At 73.2% G+C, this 15,923-nt stretch carries 15 protein-coding genes and 1 tRNA gene; 9 read left to right on the top strand and 7 right to left on the bottom strand.

Annotated elements, in window-relative coordinates; genetic code table 11:
- Positions 1-21 precede the first annotated feature (21 nt).
- Positions 22-1,395: an OFA family MFS transporter gene (locus P0Y31_RS09695; protein ID WP_275868685.1), complete on the top strand. Its 1,374-nt coding sequence runs from the start codon at positions 22-24 to the stop codon at positions 1,393-1,395.
- On the opposite strand, the gene P0Y31_RS09690 is transcribed toward P0Y31_RS09695, so the two are convergent.
- Together P0Y31_RS09690 and selD are read right to left on the bottom strand one after the other, a co-directional pair.
- Positions 1,283-1,765, bottom strand: a complete 483-nt coding sequence (locus P0Y31_RS09690) for a rhodanese-like domain-containing protein (protein ID WP_275868683.1) — start codon at positions 1,763-1,765, stop codon at positions 1,283-1,285. The two genes, P0Y31_RS09695 and P0Y31_RS09690, sit on opposite strands and share 113 nt — an antisense overlap.
- A 9-nt stretch (positions 1,766-1,774) precedes the next feature.
- Positions 1,775-2,770, bottom strand: coding sequence for a selenide, water dikinase SelD (gene selD / locus P0Y31_RS09685; RefSeq protein ID WP_275868949.1), 996 nt, complete (start codon positions 2,768-2,770; stop codon positions 1,775-1,777).
- A gap of 128 nt (positions 2,771-2,898) precedes the next feature.
- On the opposite strand from selD, the gene P0Y31_RS09680 reads away from it, so the two are divergent.
- The 3 genes from P0Y31_RS09680 (at position 2,899) to selB (ending at position 6,106) form a co-directional block, all read left to right on the top strand.
- Positions 2,899-2,994, top strand: a tRNA-Sec gene (locus tag P0Y31_RS09680).
- Positions 2,995-3,028: 34 nt separating this feature from the next.
- Positions 3,029-4,330 carry an L-seryl-tRNA(Sec) selenium transferase gene (gene selA, locus P0Y31_RS09675; RefSeq protein WP_275868682.1) on the top strand — a complete coding sequence of 434 codons (1,302 nt, stop codon included), beginning with the start codon at positions 3,029-3,031 and terminating at the stop codon, positions 4,328-4,330.
- A gap of 3 nt (positions 4,331-4,333) precedes the next feature.
- Positions 4,334-6,106: a selenocysteine-specific translation elongation factor gene (gene selB / locus P0Y31_RS09670; RefSeq protein WP_275868680.1), complete on the top strand. Its 1,773-nt coding sequence runs from the start codon at positions 4,334-4,336 to the stop codon at positions 6,104-6,106.
- A gap of 89 nt (positions 6,107-6,195) precedes the next feature.
- On the opposite strand, the gene P0Y31_RS09665 is transcribed toward selB, so the two are convergent.
- Together P0Y31_RS09665 and P0Y31_RS09660 are read right to left on the bottom strand one after the other, a co-directional pair.
- Complete coding sequence (locus tag P0Y31_RS09665; RefSeq protein ID WP_275868678.1) at positions 6,196-6,951, bottom strand: GntR family transcriptional regulator; 756 nt, start codon at positions 6,949-6,951, stop codon at positions 6,196-6,198.
- Positions 6,952-6,986: 35 nt separating this feature from the next.
- On the bottom strand, positions 6,987-7,880 hold the full coding sequence (locus P0Y31_RS09660) for a sulfite exporter TauE/SafE family protein (protein ID WP_275868676.1): 894 nt from the start codon (positions 7,878-7,880) through the stop codon (positions 6,987-6,989).
- Positions 7,881-8,105: 225 nt separating this feature from the next.
- Here P0Y31_RS09660 and P0Y31_RS09655 point away from each other — a divergent pair, with 225 nt between their 5' ends.
- Positions 8,106-9,050: an MEDS domain-containing protein gene (locus P0Y31_RS09655; RefSeq protein WP_275868674.1), complete on the top strand. Its 945-nt coding sequence runs from the start codon at positions 8,106-8,108 to the stop codon at positions 9,048-9,050.
- Between the two features lie 16 nt (positions 9,051-9,066).
- On the opposite strand, the gene P0Y31_RS09650 is transcribed toward P0Y31_RS09655, so the two are convergent.
- Positions 9,067-10,212, bottom strand: a complete 1,146-nt coding sequence (locus P0Y31_RS09650; RefSeq protein WP_275868672.1) for a crosslink repair DNA glycosylase YcaQ family protein — start codon at positions 10,210-10,212, stop codon at positions 9,067-9,069.
- Positions 10,213-10,459: 247 nt separating this feature from the next.
- Here P0Y31_RS09650 and P0Y31_RS09645 point away from each other — a divergent pair, with 247 nt between their 5' ends.
- Both P0Y31_RS09645 and P0Y31_RS09640 read left to right on the top strand, forming a co-directional pair.
- A complete protein-coding gene (locus P0Y31_RS09645) occupies positions 10,460-11,428 on the top strand; it encodes an LLM class flavin-dependent oxidoreductase (RefSeq protein ID WP_345803626.1) in 969 nt (322 codons plus the stop codon).
- On the top strand, positions 11,425-11,571 hold the full coding sequence (locus P0Y31_RS09640) for a hypothetical protein (RefSeq protein WP_275868670.1): 147 nt from the start codon (positions 11,425-11,427) through the stop codon (positions 11,569-11,571). Before P0Y31_RS09645 ends, P0Y31_RS09640 begins: the two co-directional genes overlap by 4 nt.
- Before the next feature lie 80 nt (positions 11,572-11,651).
- Here P0Y31_RS09640 and P0Y31_RS09635 read toward each other — a convergent pair whose 3' ends face one another.
- On the bottom strand, positions 11,652-12,110 hold the full coding sequence (locus P0Y31_RS09635) for a hypothetical protein (protein ID WP_275868668.1): 459 nt from the start codon (positions 12,108-12,110) through the stop codon (positions 11,652-11,654).
- A gap of 53 nt (positions 12,111-12,163) precedes the next feature.
- Positions 12,164-12,622 (bottom strand): hypothetical protein, encoded by a 459-nt coding sequence (locus tag P0Y31_RS09630; RefSeq protein WP_275868666.1) that lies wholly within the window; start codon positions 12,620-12,622, stop codon positions 12,164-12,166.
- 187 nt (positions 12,623-12,809) lie between these two features.
- Here P0Y31_RS09630 and P0Y31_RS09625 point away from each other — a divergent pair, with 187 nt between their 5' ends.
- Both P0Y31_RS09625 and P0Y31_RS09620 read left to right on the top strand, forming a co-directional pair.
- Positions 12,810-13,424, top strand: a complete 615-nt coding sequence (locus P0Y31_RS09625; RefSeq protein WP_275868665.1) for a TetR/AcrR family transcriptional regulator — start codon at positions 12,810-12,812, stop codon at positions 13,422-13,424.
- A gap of 63 nt (positions 13,425-13,487) precedes the next feature.
- On the top strand, positions 13,488-15,851 hold the full coding sequence (locus P0Y31_RS09620) for an MMPL family transporter (RefSeq protein WP_275868663.1): 2,364 nt from the start codon (positions 13,488-13,490) through the stop codon (positions 15,849-15,851).
- Positions 15,852-15,923 lie beyond the last annotated feature (72 nt).

Genomic DNA, 15,923 nt, shown 5'->3' with positions numbered 1-15,923 from the left:
GGACGTCCAGGGAGGTATGCCGTGAGTGAGAGGCCCAGTGCCGCAACAGCGTCCGCGCGGGAGACCGCAGGTGGGGGAACGCCCAACCGGTGGGTCATCCTCGTCGCAGCCGTCCTGGTGCAGCTCGCCATCGGGGCTGTCTACGCCTGGAGCGTCTTCGCCAAGGCGATGCAGAGTGAGGATGGTTTCGGCTGGAGCAAGGCGCAGTCCGCGGTGCCCTTCACGGTCGTCATCGGGATGATCTTCGTGGGCAGCTACATCGGCGGGCGGATCCAGGACCGCAGGGGGCCACGGATGGTGGCGCTGGTCGGTGGCGTGATCTACAGCATCGGCGTCATCCTCGCCTCGTTCGCCGACGCCGACCGCTTCTGGCTCCTCGTGCTCGGCTACGGCGTCCTCGGCGGGTTCGGCCTCGGCATGGTCTACATCGTGCCGATCGCCATGCTGCAGAAGTGGTTCCCGGACAAGCCCGGCCTCATCACCGGCATCGCGGTCGCCGGTTTCGGCTTCGGCGCGGTCATCACCGCCCCGCTGGGCCAGCAGCTCATCGACAACACCCCTGACCTGCCGACGAAGGCGTTCCTGCCGCTGGGCATCGGCTACCTCGTGGCCATCCTCGCCGGGGCGGTCTTCTTCCAGAACCCGCCCAAGGGCTACCTCCCGCCCGGCATGGCCGCGCCGGCCGCCGCCTCGGGGCAGGCCACGAAGGTGGCCGGGGCCGGCCGCGACTACACCCAGCAGGAGGCGCTGCGCACCCCGCAGTGGTACCTGCTGACGGCGATCCTCACGCTCAGCGTCACCGCCGGCATCTCGCTCATCGCGGTTGCTGCCGGCAGCGCCGTCGACATCGCCGGCTACTCCACGCTGGGGGCCGCCAGCCTCGTCGGCGTCCTGTCCATCTTCAACGGCGCCGGCCGGATCCTGTGGGGCTGGCTCTCCGACAAGATCGGCAAGATGCCGGCGTTCATGGGCATCCTCGGCATCCAGGGCGTCTGCCTGATCCTCATCCCGCACGCCGGCAACGCCGCCCTGTTCGCCGTGCTCGCCGCGCTGATCTACACCTGTTACGGCGGCGGCTTCGGCACCATGCCGTCGACGGCAGGCAAGTTCTTCGGGGTCACCAACGCCGGCGCGATCTACGGCCTGATGCTCATCGGCTGGAGCCTCGGAGGCATCATCGGGCCGCTGCTGATCGCGTCGCTGATCGGCGAGGAGAAGGCCTACACGCTGGGCTTCACCGTCATCGGCGTCATCGCCCTCGCCGCCCTGGCGCTGCCGCTCATCACGAAGCGGCCGGCCCCGCTCGGTCCGGCGGCGCCGTCGGACGGTCAGCGGGAGGACGGTCAGCGGGAGGCCGGCCGGCGGGAGGCCGCCGAGGGGGCCGGTCGCCCCTGAGCAGGGGGAGGCCGGCCGCCGTCCAGGCCTCGACGCCACCGATCATGTCGGTGGCGTTGGGCAGGCCGACCGCCTGCAGCGAGGCGGCGGCCAGGCTCGAGCTGAAACCCTGGCTGCACACGACGACGACCACCTGGTCGGGCCCCGTCAGCTCGGGCACCCGCCACGCTCCCTCGGGGTCCAGGCGCCACTCGAGCACGGTGCGCTCGACGACGAGCGCGCCGGGCAGCTCGCCCTGGTGCAGGCGCTGGGACTCCGGGCGGGTGTCGACGAGCAGGGCGCCGGCGGCCTGGGCGGCCAGCACCTCGGCGGGCGTGAGTCGGTGCAGGCCTGCGCGGGCCCGTTCGAGGATCCGGTCGACGCCGCTCATGGCACGCCGTCACCGGACCCGGACGGCCACCCCGTCGAACGGGACGAGCTCCCCGATGACGGGGGCGCCGGGAACCTCTCCGGCGAGCAGGAGGCCGCCGCTGGTCTGCGCGTCGGCGAGCAGGACCAGCTCGTCGTCGTCGACCTCGGCCTCGAGGTGGGGTCGCACCCAGTCGAGGTTGCGCTTGCTGCCGCCGGGGACGAAGCCCTCCGCCAGCGACGCCCGCGCTCCTTCGAGGTAGGGAACGGCCGCGGCGTCGACGACAGCGGTCACCCCGGAGGCCCGCGCCATCTTGAACAGGTGGCCCAGCAGTCCGAACCCGGTCACGTCCGTCGCCGCCGTGATCCCGGCAGCGAGGGCCGCCTGCGAGGCCTCGGCGTTGAGCCGCGCCATGGAGGCGACCGCGTGCTCGAAGACCTCGCCGGTGGCCTTGTGCCGGTTGTTCAGCACGCCCACGCCGAGCGGCTTGGTCAGGCTGATCGGCAGCCCGGCGGTCGCGGCGTCGTTGCGCAGGAGGCGCTCCGGGTCGGCGAGGCCGGTGACCGCCATGCCGTACTTGGGTTCGGGGTCGTCGACGCTGTGGCCGCCGGCCACCGGGCACCCGGCCTCGCGTGCGACGTCGAGCCCGCCGCGCAGCACCTCCTGCGCGAGCTCGCGGGGCAGGACGTCGCGCGGCCAGCCGAGCAGGTTGACCGCGACGACGGGACGCCCGCCCATGGCGTAGATGTCGGAGAGGGCGTTGGCCGCGGCGATGCGCCCCCAGTCGTAGGCGTCGTCGACCACCGGGGTGAAGAAGTCGGCAGTGGCGAGCACGGCCAGGCCGCCCTCGATGCGCACCGCAGCGGCGTCGTCGCCGTCGTCGAGACCGACGACGAGGTCGGGGTGGCTGGTGCCGAGCAGGCCGCGCACCATGTCCTCGAGCTCACCCGGGGGGATCTTGCACGCGCACCCGCCCCCGTGCGCGAACTGCGTCAGCCGGTGCCCGTTGCCCTGTCCACTGCTCATGGTGCCCACGCCGTGACTGTATGCCGCGTGCCCGCCGTTGGCACGCGGCATACCTCCCCACCCCGCTGCCGTTTATCGGGTCACCCGATGAAGGTGCGGGCACGGGGGAGTCGGTTACGGTGTGCCGCGGAGGTGTCTGGGTTCCTGGTGGTCCCCCCGGTCTTCAAAACCGGTGAGGCCGAGCATCTCGGCCTGGCGGGTTCGATTCCCGTCCACCTCCGCCAACCGTCCATGCCGGTGCCCGGAGGTGAGTGGCCGATGTCGCAGTCCGACCCACGCCGGCGCATCCCGCGCACCGACGCGCTGCTGGCCCTGCCGGCCTTCGTGGAGGCGGCCCACCGCCACGGTGAGGCCGCGGTGAAGGGCGCGATCACGGCTGCCCAGGAGCAGGCCCGAGCCGGGGCGATCGCGCCGGAGGACGTCGCTGCGGCCGCCGAGGCGGCCCTGCCGGCCCGGGCCACCACCCTGCGCCCCCTGCTCAACGCCACCGGGGTCGTGGTCCACACCAACATCGGCCGGGCGCCGTTGTCCCAGGCGGCGATCGACGCCATGGCCGCGGCCGCGGGCTACGTCGACGTCGAGTTCGACGTGGCGACGGGAGCCCGGGCCCGGCGGGGCCGGGGGACGCTGGCCGCCCTCCTCGAGGCCGTCCCCGACGCGGGTGGCGCCCTCGTGGTCAACAACGGGGCAGCGGCGCTCGTGCTGGCGACCACGGCGCTCGCGGCCGGCCGTGAGGTCGTCGTCAGCCGCGGCGAGATGGTCGAGATCGGCGACGGGTTCCGGCTGCCCGACCTCATCGCCTCCACCGGGGCCCGCCTGCGCGAGGTGGGCACCACCAACCGCACGACCGTGCGCGACTACGCCGAGGCGCTCGGGCCCGACACCGGCTGCATCCTCAAGGTGCACCCCAGCAACTTCCGGGTCGAGGGGTTCACGTCCGAGGCATCGCTCGAGGAGCTGTCCGGACTCGGCGTCCCCGTCGTCATGGACATCGGCAGCGGCCTGCTCCAGCCCGACCCGCTGCTGCCCGCCGAGCCCGACGCCACGACGTCGCTGCGCCGCGGGGCCACGGTGGTCACCGCGAGCGGTGACAAGCTGCTCGGCGGTCCGCAGGCCGGGTTGGTCCTCGGGCACGCCGAGGCCGTGGAGCGGCTGCGGCGTCACCCGCTGGCTCGGGCGCTGCGGGTCGACAAGCTCACGCTCGCCGCGCTGGAGGCGACGGTGCGCGGGCCGCGGCCGCCGGTCACGGCATACCTGCATGCCGACGCGAGCGAGGTGCGCCGGCGCACCGAGGCGCTCGCCCGCGAGCTCGGCCGTGACGTCGTCGAGGCGGCCGGGGCCGTTGGGGGCGGGGGAGCGCCCGGGCTGGAGCTGCCCGGCTGCGCCGTCGAGCTGCCCGACTGGTGTGCCGAGCTGCTGCGTCGAGGCGAGCCCGGTGTGGTGGCTCGGGTCGAGCGTGGCCGCTGCCTCCTCGACCTGCGGTGCGTCCCGAGTGAGTCCGACGTGGACGTGCTCCGGGCGGTCCGTGCTGCCCTTGCTGCCGGTGGCACGAGGGGCTGAGGCGTGCACGTCCTCGCCACGGCCGGGCACGTCGACCACGGCAAGTCGGCGCTGGTGCGCGCGCTCACCGGCATCGAGCCCGACCGGTGGGAGGAGGAGCACCGGCGCGGCCTGACCATTGACCTGGGCTACGCCTGGACCACGCTGCCGTCCGGCGAGCAGGTCGCCTTCGTCGACGTGCCGGGCCACCAGCGGTTCATCGGCAACATGCTCGCCGGGCTCGGCCCGGCCCCCGCCGTCGTCTTCGTCGTCGCCGCCGACGAGGGGTGGCGGCAGCAGTCGGGCGAGCACCTGGCTGCGGTCGACGCCCTCGGCCTGCGCCACGGGCTGCTGGTGGTGACGCGCAGCGACCTCGCCGACCCTGCCGCGACGCTGGCCGACGCGCGTGAGCGGCTCGCGGCCTCCAGCCTGGGGCACTGTGAGGCGGTCGCCGTCTCCGCGCGCACCGGCGAGGGTATGCCGCAGCTGCGCGCAGCCCTCGACCGCCTCGTCGCCTCCCTGCCCGCTCCCGACCCGACCGCGCGGGTGCGGCTGTGGGTCGACCGTGCCTTCACCATCAAGGGCAGCGGCACCGTCGTCACGGGCACCCTGGGTGAGGGCACCATCCGGGTGGGCAACGAGCTCGAGGTCGACGGCCGGAATGTGCGGGTCCGCGGCCTGCAGTCCCTCGAGCGGCCGCGCGAGTCCGTCGCCCCGGTGGCGCGCGTGGCGGTGAACCTGCGCGGCGTCGGCACCGAAGAGGTCGCCCGCGGTTCGGTGCTCGTCGCGTCCGGCGCCTGGCCGACCACGGCGGTCGTCGACGTCAGGCTGGGCACCGACCCGCGTGACCTGCCGGCCAGGGCGATGCTCCACGTCGGCACGGCCGCCCACGAGGTGCGCGTGCGACCGCTGGCAGGGGATGCCGCCCGGCTGACGCTGCCGGTGGCACTGCCGCTGCGGGCCGGTGACCGCGCCATCCTGCGAGACCCCGGCGCCCAGCGGGTGGTGGCAGGGGTTCTGGTGGTCGACGCCGACCCGCCACCGCTGGCCCGGCGCGGAGCCGGCGCACGCCGGGGTGAGGAGCTGGCCGCGGCGACCGGAGAGCTCGATCTCGCCCGCGAGGTGGCCCGGCGAGGCGCGATGGCGGTGCCGGCGGCGGGGAGCCTGGGCCTGGCCGTGCCCGGAGACGGCGCCGAACTGCCGGAATCCGTTGTGCGAGAGGGTGACTGGCTCGTCGATCGGCGCACGTGGCAGGGCTGGGCGCGGGCCCTGCGGACGGCGGTGGAGGCACAGGTGCGGCGGGACCCCCTCGAGCCGACCCTGACCGTCGAGGCTGCCCGCGAGGTCGTGCAGGTCCCGGACCGCGCCCTGGTCGGACCCCTCGCGGTGGAGGCCGGCCTGCAGGTCGAGGCGGGGCGGGTGGGGATCCCCGGGGTGTCGGCCTCGCTGGGTGGGGCGGAGGAGGGGCTTCGGCGCATCGAGGAGCGGCTCTCCGCCGACCCGTTCGCGGCCCCGGAGCGTCCGGACCTCGAGGCGGCGGGCCTCGGGCCGCGGCAGGTCGCGGCGGCGGTGCGCGCCGGTCGGCTGCTGCGCCTGCCGGACGACGTGCTGCTGCTGCCCTCCGGGCCGGCACGGGCGATGCGGGTGCTGGCCGGGCTGCCCCAGCCCTTCACCCTCAGCGAGGCGCGCCAGGCGCTCGGCACGACGAGGCGGGTGGCCGTGCCGCTGCTCGAGCACCTCGACGGCCGTGGCTGGACGAGACGGGTCGACGCCTCCCACCGGGAGGTCGTGCGCTGACGCGCGACTGCGTCACTGATCCGCCGGACGGATCAGTGACGCAGTCGCCGGCAGAGATGGTTGCCGGCCCGCTGGTAGGTGGGGCCCGCCTAGAGGTCGCGCGCGCCGAGCCGGTAGCCCCGCGGCGTCCAGGAGGTCAGCAGGGCGTAGCGGTCCCCGCGGACGAGGGAGCGGCGGTACTCCAGCGGGGGCTCGTCCTCGACCTGGCCCACTCGCTCGATGGCGAAGCAGGGCGCCCCCTCGTCGACGCCGAGGAGCGCGCCGAGGCGTCCGGCCGCGACGGCGGTGATGCGCTCCCACCCGCCGGTCGGCCGGGTGCCGGCGACCCGGGCCAGCTCGTCGTACAGGCCGGCCCGGGTGAAGTCGACCTCGAGGAGCCCGCCGGCCACGGATGCGGGGAGCCACACCTCGTCGTGGGCGAGCGGCTCCCCGTCGGCGAGCCGGACCCGCTCGAGGTGGACGAGCTGCTCGTCGGCGGAGCGCTCGAGGCGCGCTGCGACCTCCGGGTCGGTGGTGAGCTCGAGGGTCAGCACCTCGCTGCGCTGCTCGAGGCCCTGGGCCTCGACCTGCCGGAAGAGCGAGTAGAGGCCGCCGAGCGGCTGCTCGATGGCCGTGGTGCGCACCCTCGGGCTGCGGCCGCGCCCGGACTCCACCAGTCCTGCCTCCCGGATCCGGCGCAGCGCCTCCCGGACGGTGTGGCGTGAGACGGAGTACTCCCGCTGCAGCTCGACCTCGCCGGGGAAGCCGAGCTCGAAGTCCCCGGCGGCCAGCCGGCGCAGGAGGTCCTGGTGCAGCTGGCGCCAGAGGGGGACGCCGCTCGCGCGGTCGAGCTGTGCAGTGTGCATCCTGCCCATCGTCCCTCCTCTGGCGCCTGTGGTCGTCAGCGGCCGGCGGGGAGCTCGGCCGGCTCCTCTGCCTCGACGCGCCGGCCGAGCCGCTGTCCGGCGAGGCCGAGACCGAGGACGAGGGCCGCAGCGCCGGCGGCGATACCGACCTTGCCGATGACGGGCAGCGGCTCCCAGAAGCTCTCGGGGAGCTCCTGGACGAGGATGAACGCCGCCATCGCGAGGACGAACCAGCCGAAGGCCTTGCGCAGCTGCTCGGGCTTGATCATGCTCGTCATCCGGCCGCCGATGAGGCTGCCCACCACCGCAGCGGCGGTGACCATGGCGGCCAGGCCCCAGTCGAGCTCGACCGAGGACAGGTAGCCGGCGAGCCCGGCGGCGGACTTCATGGCGATCACGAGCAGCGAGGTGCCCACGGCCACCGGCATGCTGAGGCCGCCGAGCAGGGTCAGGGCGGGCACGACGAGGAAGCCGCCGCCAGCGCCCACGATGCCGGTGACGAGGCCGACGACCACGCCCTCGAGGAGGACCTTGCCGACGGGCATGGTGTCTTGGACGCCGAGCTTCTCGCCGCCGCGGCGACCGCGCAGCATGGCGACGGCCGTGGCGATCATCATGAGTGCGAAGCCGCCGAGCAGGACGCCGCCGGGGATGAACTCGGCGAGCCGCCCGCCGGCATACGCGCCGGCCATGCCGGCCGCGCCGAAGAGCAGGCCCGTGCGCCACTGGACCCGGCCGGCGCGTGCGTGCGAGACGGCTGCGACGGCGCTGGTGACACCGACGACGAGCAGGGAGGTGGCGATGGCCTCCTTGGTCTCCATGCCGGCGATGTAGACGAGGATCGGGAGGGTGAGGATCGAGCCACCGCCGCCGAGGAGGCCGAGCGAGATGCCGACGAGGACGGCGAGGAGGACGACGAGGACGGTCATGGTGCTCTTCCGTGTCGGGGATACCCCAGGGGGTGTGTCGCTCCGACGGTAGCACAAAGGTCCGGACAATTGCCGAGCCCGACTCGGTGCAGGTCGCCAACGACACATTTCGCGCACATCGGACGAGGACATCTGTCGCAGTACCACCTAGACTCCGTCGAAGGCGCTGCCCGGGGGGCGCTCACAGCACGGGGAGCAGGTAGGCACGAAGGGGGCGGGTGCGCGATGACGGCGGCCACGAGCGCCTCTGCCTGGCCCGGCGACCGGCTTGCCCACGCGCTGCTGCCGTATGCCGGCGACGACGAGCTGCGCGACCGGCTCCTGCCCTTCGTGGAGGCCGGGCTCCAGGCGGGCCACCCGGTGCTCGTGGTCGCCGGGACCCGGACGAGGTCGGTGCTGCTGGACCACTTCGGTGCGGGCGTCAAGGACTTCGCGCTCTTCGTCAACGCCGACGACGTGTGGGTCGGCGGGTCGCAGACCATGGGGTGGTACCGCGACGTCCTGCGGCCCCTCCTCGAGGCCGGCCGGCCGTGCCGCGTGGTGGCCGAGCCCACCTGGATGGCCCACCCGTGGGGCGCGGTCTGGAGCCGCTACGACGCGGTGGTCAACGAGGTGTTCGCCGACCAGCCCTGCCAGATCCTGTGCCTGCACGACCGCCGCAGCGTCCCCCCGTCGCTGCTGGAGGAGGGGCTGTGCGTGCACCCGCTGGTGTGGGACGGCACGCAGGCCGTGGCCTCCCCGTCCTACGTCCCGACCGAGGAGTTCCTGCGCAAGGTCGAGCCGTCGTGGGGCCCGGCGCCCCAGCGCCGGGAGCGCCACACGGTCACGGCAGCCGCGCAGGCCCGCGCGTTGGTCTCGTCGGCCCTGTCCGGCTGGGCTCCAGAGGGGCTGCAGGACGACGTGCTACTGGCGGTCAACGAGCTGGTGTCCAACTCCGTGCGCGCCGCCGGTGCCGCCGAGATAAGCCACTGGCGCGACGGGGTGGCCATGGTGTGGGAGGTCAGCGACGACGGCCCCGGCATGCACCAGACGACCGCCGGCTACGTGCCACCGCCGGCCGAGGAGCTGGGCGGTCGCGGCCTCTGGATCGCCCGCACGCTGGCCGACGACGCCGTGGTGCGACCGCACGGCCCTGGCACGGCCATCCGGCTCTTCTTCTCCCACCGGTGAGTCCCCGGGGCCGGGCTCACCGCGCGGCGCGCAGGCCGCGGCCCTCCCGCCACAGCTTCGGGCGCCCCTCGGCCTCGGTGTAGACCAGCTCGCGTTCGAGGAAGGCTGCCAGCCGCTCGGCCGCCGACCGCACCAGGGCGCGCTGCTCGGCGGTGGTCGCCGGCGCCAGCCGGGTCTCGACGGCGACCGTGCCGTTGCCGACGGTGCCGTTGCCGACCGTGCGCTTCCACAGCCCGACGTCCGTGCCGTCGACGACCACCGGCGCCCAGAACGGGTCGACCCCGCCGGCGCTCGGGTGTCCGTCCAGGGCCGGGAAGCCGGTGGCCGGGTAGGTGAGCACCACCTCGTCGTAGACGGGCAGGAGGTATGCCGCGCGCCCGCCCGTGGTGCGGCGCGGCACCGCGGGGTCGAACCAGTGCGGGACGCCGTCGACGTCGACCTGCTCCAGGGTGTCGCCGGCCGCCGCGATGGCGGTGGTCGCGTCGGCGATGGTCAGCGTGGCCCACCGGGTGAAGTCCTTGACGGCGGCCGGGCCGTGGCCGGCGAAGAAGCGCTGGGCCAGCCGGGCCAGCGCCTCCTCGCGGTCCACCTCGGCCTGCGGGGGCACGACCTCGTCGACGAGCGCGTAGGTGTGGTGCACCCCGCGGATCGGGCCGGAGCAGACCAGTCCCCTCAGCTCGGCGAGCAGGAGCAGGTGCCCGAGCTGCTCGCCCTTGGCGGGCAGGCCGCCCCGGCGCTCGAACTCGGTCGTGACCTCCGGGCGGGTGGCGAAGTGGCGGCCGCTCAGGAGGTCGGTGAGCGCGTCGAGCGACCGCGCCACGTGGCGCGGGTCGTCGAGCCCCACCTGGGCGTGCCGGCCGGCCATGCTCCTGATGACCCGCTCCGAGGTCGCCGTCAGCACCCAGCGCAGGTCCTCGGGCAGCACGAAGTGCCAGGTCGGCCGCAGGAGGTGGGTGCGCAGGAAGGCGCCGCTGTCGTACTCCGCCCGCACCGCGGCATACGTCCCAGCCCTCGACCTCAGGGCGAGGGAGAAGAACGCGTGGTCGCGCTCCTGCGACTGCACGCAGGTGAGCAGCCGCACGACGTCGGCGGCCCGGGGCAGCGGCGCCGAGCTGAGGCGCTGGGTGGCCAGCCGCTGGCGGAGCGCCCTCGTGCGGTCCATGCCACCCATCATGTCGAAGGGCACCGACACCACGGGTGGCACGCGGAGCTGCTAACGGGCCAGGTAGCCGCCGTCGATGGGGTAGTAGGCGCCGGCAGCGAAGGACGAGCCGTCGCTGGCGAGCCAGGCCACCCTTTAGGGCGGTGTCCCTCACCGCGCCTGCTCAGGCCATGGAGGGAATGCTGTGGAGGCGAGGGGTGGTTGGACCCCAAGCGTCCCGGATGGACGACGACAGGGAGGTGAGCACGTGGGCGACTACGGACACGACCTGCTGTTCGGCAGCTTCATCACGCCGACCGCCGAGCAGCCGCAGCAGGCGGTGCTGCTCGCGCAGGCCAGCGAGCAGGCGGGGCTCGACCTCGCGACGTTCCAGGACCACCCCTACCAGCCGGCGTTCCTCGACACCTGGACCTTGATGTCGTATGCCGCGGCCCGCACCTCGCGAATCCGGCTGTCCGCCAACGTCATCAACCTTCCGCTGCGCCCGCCGGCGGTGCTCGCCCGCGCAGCCGCGAGCCTCGACCTGCTCAGTGGTGGCCGGGTCGACCTCGCCCTGGGTGCCGGTGCGTTCTGGGACGCCATCGAGGCCATGGGCGGAACGCGGCACACCCCGGGCGAGGCGGTGGAGGCGCTGGCGGAGGCGATCGAGGTCATCCGCGCAGTGTGGGACACGGGGACGCGTGGGGGAGTGCGGGTCGAGGGGCGCCACCACCGCGTGGTGGGCGCCAAGCGGGGCCCCGCGCCGGCCCACGACATCCCCATCTGGGTCGGGGCGCTCAAGCCTCGCATGCTCCGGCTGGTGGGCCGGCGCGCGGACGGCTGGCTGCCCAGCCTGTCGCGCCTCGACGGGGTGGAGGCGATCGGCACGGGCAACGCCGTGCTCGACGAGGCCGCCACCGCCGCGGGCCGCGACCCGGCGGCGGTGCGACGACTCCTCAACATCGGACCCCGAGAGGCGGACCCAGGCTTCCTGTCCGAGCTCGCCCTGGCCTACGGCGTCTCGGGGTTCATCCTGGCCGGCGACGACCCGCGGCTGGTGCGCCGGTTCGGCGAGGAGGTGGCGCCGGAGGTGCGCGAGCTGGTCGAGGCGGAGCGTCACGGCCTGCAGCCACCACCCACCGCCGACCCGGTGGCGTCGGGGTCGTGGGACGAGTCCGCGCGCCCGTCCGCGCCCGAGGTGCCGGGCACGGCATACACCGAGCGGGGCGACAGGTGAGCCGGCACCTGGTGGACGTGCTCGACGCGCGCGACATCGGTGACGCGCGGTCGGCCATCAACCGGATGTCGTTGCGGCAGAACGACTGGACGCTCGGCGGCTGCTGCCAGGCTGCTCTCGCACTTCGCCTACGAGGAGCGTGAGCTGCTCGGACCGCTGGCCCGGTACGGGATGTACGCAGGCCAGCTCCAGTCCTCAGCCAGAGGGGTTCCCGTAACCGTCGTCAGGCGTCCAGCGGCTCGGCCTCGAAGGTGCCCTTGACCGTGTCGGTCTCGTTGCCGTCGGAGTCGTAGACGGTGACCTCGAACCGGCCCGAGACCTTGTCGTCCTTCAGCTTGCCCCAGACCTCGAGCTTGGCCGAGGTGTCCTCAGCGGCATAGCCGATCCACGAGGTGGCCTTGAACTTGTCGTCTCCCTTGTCCTCCCAAGAGCCGGTGCCGACGCCGCCCGCTGGGCGGATGTCGTTGGTGATGAAAACGCCTCCGTCGATGATGCTGGCGACGCTGATGCCCTTGTCGCCGTTCTCGTCCTCGTAGTGGACCAGCCAGCTGCCGACCAGGCCGTTGCTGCTGCTGTTGGCCGACGCGGCGCTGACGCCCGCCCCGGTGACGAGAAGGCCACCGGCGGCGACGCCTGCCGCGGCGCGTACGGCCTGCCGCCGGTTGATGGTGATCTCACTCATGCGAATCTCCTTGCGCGTTCAGGTGGTTGGATCGACTGTGTGGTGCTCGACGCTCAGGCGTCGAGGGGTTCGCCGGTGAAGGTGCCCTTGCCCGAGGCGACCTCCTCGCCGTCGGAGTCGTAGGCCGTGAACTCGAAGTGGCCGGAGATCTCGTCGTCCTTCAGCTTGCCCCAGACCTCCACCTTGACCGAGGTGTCGTCGGCGGGGTTTCCGGCCCAGAAGGTGCCCTTGAACTTGTCGTCGCCCTTGTCCTCCCAGGACCCGGTGCCGACGCCGCCGGCCGGACGGATGTCGTTGCTGATCATGACGCCGCCGTCGATGAAGCTCGCGACGACGAGGCCCTCGTCGCCGTTCTCGTCCTTGACGGTGACGAGCCAGCTGCCGACCAGGCCGTTGCTGCTGCCGGTGGCCGATGCGGACCCGACGCCGGCCCCGGTGACGAGCAGCCCTCCGGCGGCCATTCCTGCTGCTGCTCGTACGGCCTGGCGCCGGTTGATCGTGAGTTCGCCCATGAGAACCTCCTGCTTCAGGTCTGGTTCCCCTGCTCCTTCCGCATGTTTCGCCCGCTGCGTGCGGGCGCACACCCCCATCCGTCCTATGCCCTCCGGGAGGGCCCATACGTCGGGTTGACGGTCCACCAGAGTCGCTGCCTGAAGGGCAAACTTGCCCAATGGGCAATCAGTGGCGCATGCTGGCCGGGTGACCGACCGCGTGACCGAGCCCAGCCTTCGCGACGCCAAGCGGGCCGCCACCGCACGGGCCCTCTCCGAGGCAGCCTTCGCGCTGGCGACCGAGCGCGGCGTCGACGGGTTCACCATCGACGACGTCGCCGCCCGGGCGGGTTACTCCCGCCGCACCTTCGCCAACCACTACTCCTGCAAGGAGGAAGCCGTCGCGGCGGTCGTCCTCGAGGCGGTGCGTGAGGGCGTCGGGCGCATGCCCGAGGTGCCCGACGACGCGCCGCTGCTCGACTGGCTGTCGGGGGTTGCTCGGCAGCAGCTCTCCGGTCCGATGCTCGAGACGATCCGCAGCGTCCAGGCGCTGGCCGAGGCCCACCCGAGCCTCGACCCGTGGTTCCTCGAGGTCCAGCGCACCATCCGCCAGGTCGCCCTCGACGTGGTGTCGCAGCGGGCGGGCGAGCGCTACGACGCGCTGTACGTGCACCTGCTCGTCGGCGCCCTCTACGGAGCGCTGTCGGCGGTGCTCGACGGTCCGTTCACCCTCCGCCTGCCGGGGGAGCGCAAGCAGGCGGGGTCGCTCGACGTCGACGCGTTCCTCGCCACCACCTTCGCGCACCTGCGCGACGGCTTCTGAGACCTCACCCCCACACCTCCACCCCCACAGCTCCACCCCCACGAGAAGAGCGGCGCACCAACGATGTCCACGTTCCTCCACCGGCTCGGCCGGCTCGGCTTCAGCAAGCCCTGGGCCTTCATCGGCGCCTGGGCCGTCATCCTCGGCGTCGTCTTCGGCACCCTTGCGGTGAACGGCGGCAAGATCTCCGACAGCGTCACCATCGAGGGCACGCCGTCCCAGCGGGTGCTCGACACCCTCGCCGAGCGGCTCCCCGCCGCGTCGGGGTCGCAGGGCAGCATTGTCTTCACGGTGCCCGAGGGGGAGCGGCTCGACACCCCGGAGCGCCAGACGGCGCTGGCCCGGGCGGCCGGTGCGGTCCACGGCGACGACCTCGTGGTCAACCCGGCGCAGCAGGCTGAGGAGGCCGCAAAGCAGGCGGTCCAGGCCGGCCCCGAGGCACAGGCCGCGCTGAAGGCGCAGCAGGAGGCGGCGCAGCAGGCCGCCCGTCAGGCTGCCGAGCAGGCGGCCGCCGGTGGTGACCAGCCGCGGCCGCTGGTCGTGGGCGGGCAGCCCGTGCCCGGCATACTCGTCTCTGCCCAGGGTGACGTCGCGCTGTTCTCGTTCCAGCTGAAGGAGCAGGTGCAGGACCTGCCCGAGGACGCCACCGCGGGGGTCGTCGAGGCGGCCGACTCCGCCGTCGAGCGGGCCGGCATCACCGCCACCCCGAGCGAGTCGCTGCAGAAGATGGAGCCGCCGGTCGGGGCCACCGAGGGCTTCGGCCTGATCATCGCCGCCCTCGTGCTGGTGCTGACGCTCGGGTCGCTGCGAGCCGCAGGGCTGCCGCTCCTCACCGCGCTGGTTGGTGTCGCCGCAGGCGTCGGGGGTGCGTTCGCGCTCTCGCACAGCTTCACGATGTCGGCCACCACGCCGGCGCTCGCGCTCATGGTCGGCCTGGCCGTGGGCATCGACTACGCGCTGTTCATCGTCAACCGGCAGCGACGGCTCATCCTCTTCCAGGGCCTCGACGCCAAGGAGGCGGCGGCCCGTGCGGTCGGCACCGCCGGCAGCGCCGTCTTCTTCGCCGGCCTGACGGTGGTCATCGCGCTCGCGTCACTCAGCATCATCGGCATCTCGATGCTCACGACGATGGCGTTCGTCGCGGCGGCCACGGTGCTCTTCGCGGTGCTCATCGCCCTGACCCTGCTGCCGGCGCTGCTCGGCCTGGTGGGGGAGAAGATCGCCTCGGCGAAGGCCCGTGCCAAGCGCGCCGAGATGATCGCCAACGAGGACCACGGCCTCGCCAACCGCGTCGTCAGGGGCATCGTGCGCCGCCCGATCGTGGTCATGCTGGCGGCCGTCGCGGTCATGGGCGTCGCCGCCGTCCCGATGGCGTCGATGACGCTCGGTATGCCGTCGGGGGCCTCCGCCAACCTCGACACCACCGCGCGCCAGAGCTACGACGCGATCACCCGCGGCTTCGGTGAGGGCTACAACGCGCCGCTGCTGGTGACGGCCGAGCCGACCACGCCGGGTGCCGCGATGAAACCGCAGGACCTCGCCGCCATGGCGGGGGCGATCGGCACCGTCGACGACGTCAAGACCGTGACGCCGATGGGCATGCTGCCGGCCGGCGACCTCGCGATCTTCAGCGTCATCCCCGAGAGCGGGCCCGACGACGAGGCGACCGTCGACCTGGTGCAGGGCCTGCGCGCCTCCGACTCGGCCGTGGCGCAGGAGTTCGGCGTCGACCTCGGCGTCACCGGCCTCACCGCGATCAACATCGACATCTCGAAGAAGCTCGGCGACGTGCTGCCGGTCTACCTCGCGATCATCGTGGGCCTGTCGCTCATCATCCTCACGCTGGTGTTCCGCTCGCTGGTCATCCCGGTCGTGGCCACGCTCGGCTTCCTGCTGAGCATCGTGGCCACCTTCGGGCTGACGACCGCGGTGTTCCAATGGGGTTGGGCCGGAAGCGTTTTCGGCATCGACAGCCCGGGGCCGGTGATCAGCATGCTGCCGATCATGGTGACGGGCATCCTCTACGGCCTGGCCATGGACTACCAGGTGTTCCTGGTGACCTCGATGCGCGAGGCGCACGTCCACGGCTGCAAGGGCGTCGACGCCGTCGTGCATGGCTTCGACCAGGCCAGCCGGGTGGTCGTCGCCGCGGCGATCATCATGACCGCGGTGTTCGCCGGCTTCATCTTCAGCCACGACGCGATGATCAAGCAGTTCGGCCTCGCGCTCGCGGCGGGCATCGTCATCGACGCGTTCCTCGTGCGGATGCTCGTCATCCCGGCCTCGATGGCGCTGCTGGGGGAGCGGGCCTGGTGGATGCCGCGCTGGATGGAGCGGGTGCTGCCCGACCTCGACGTCGAGGGCGACAGGCTCATCGCGCGCCTCGAGCAGGACGCATCGGCGCAGGAGCCGGTCGCGACCCACTGACCTGCTCTTCTCGCGGTCGACACGCTGGAAAACTGCCCTTGGAGCTCTCTCCGGGGGCCGTTTCCCAGCGTG

Source organism: Knoellia sp. 3-2P3 (assembly GCF_029223115.1).
GTDB lineage: Bacteria > Actinomycetota > Actinomycetes > Actinomycetales > Dermatophilaceae > Pedococcus_A.
This window is presented reverse-complemented; position numbering and strand designations above follow the sequence as displayed.

Coding starts and splice junctions, on each gene's coding strand:
- P0Y31_RS09655 (WP_275868674.1), top strand. CDS start 8,106: ATGACGGCGGCCACGAGCGCCTCTGCCTGGCCCGGCGACCGGCTTGCC.
- P0Y31_RS09660 (WP_275868676.1), bottom strand. CDS start 7,880: ATGACCGTCCTCGTCGTCCTCCTCGCCGTCCTCGTCGGCATCTCGCTC.
- P0Y31_RS09630 (WP_275868666.1), bottom strand. CDS start 12,622: ATGGGCGAACTCACGATCAACCGGCGCCAGGCCGTACGAGCAGCAGCA.
- P0Y31_RS09620 (WP_275868663.1), top strand. CDS start 13,488: ATGTCCACGTTCCTCCACCGGCTCGGCCGGCTCGGCTTCAGCAAGCCC.
- P0Y31_RS09650 (WP_275868672.1), bottom strand. CDS start 10,212: ATGGACCGCACGAGGGCGCTCCGCCAGCGGCTGGCCACCCAGCGCCTC.
- selD (WP_275868949.1), bottom strand. CDS start 2,770: ATGAGCAGTGGACAGGGCAACGGGCACCGGCTGACGCAGTTCGCGCAC.
- P0Y31_RS09690 (WP_275868683.1), bottom strand. CDS start 1,765: ATGAGCGGCGTCGACCGGATCCTCGAACGGGCCCGCGCAGGCCTGCAC.
- P0Y31_RS09665 (WP_275868678.1), bottom strand. CDS start 6,951: ATGCACACTGCACAGCTCGACCGCGCGAGCGGCGTCCCCCTCTGGCGC.
- selA (WP_275868682.1), top strand. CDS start 3,029: ATGTCGCAGTCCGACCCACGCCGGCGCATCCCGCGCACCGACGCGCTG.
- P0Y31_RS09635 (WP_275868668.1), bottom strand. CDS start 12,110: ATGAGTGAGATCACCATCAACCGGCGGCAGGCCGTACGCGCCGCGGCA.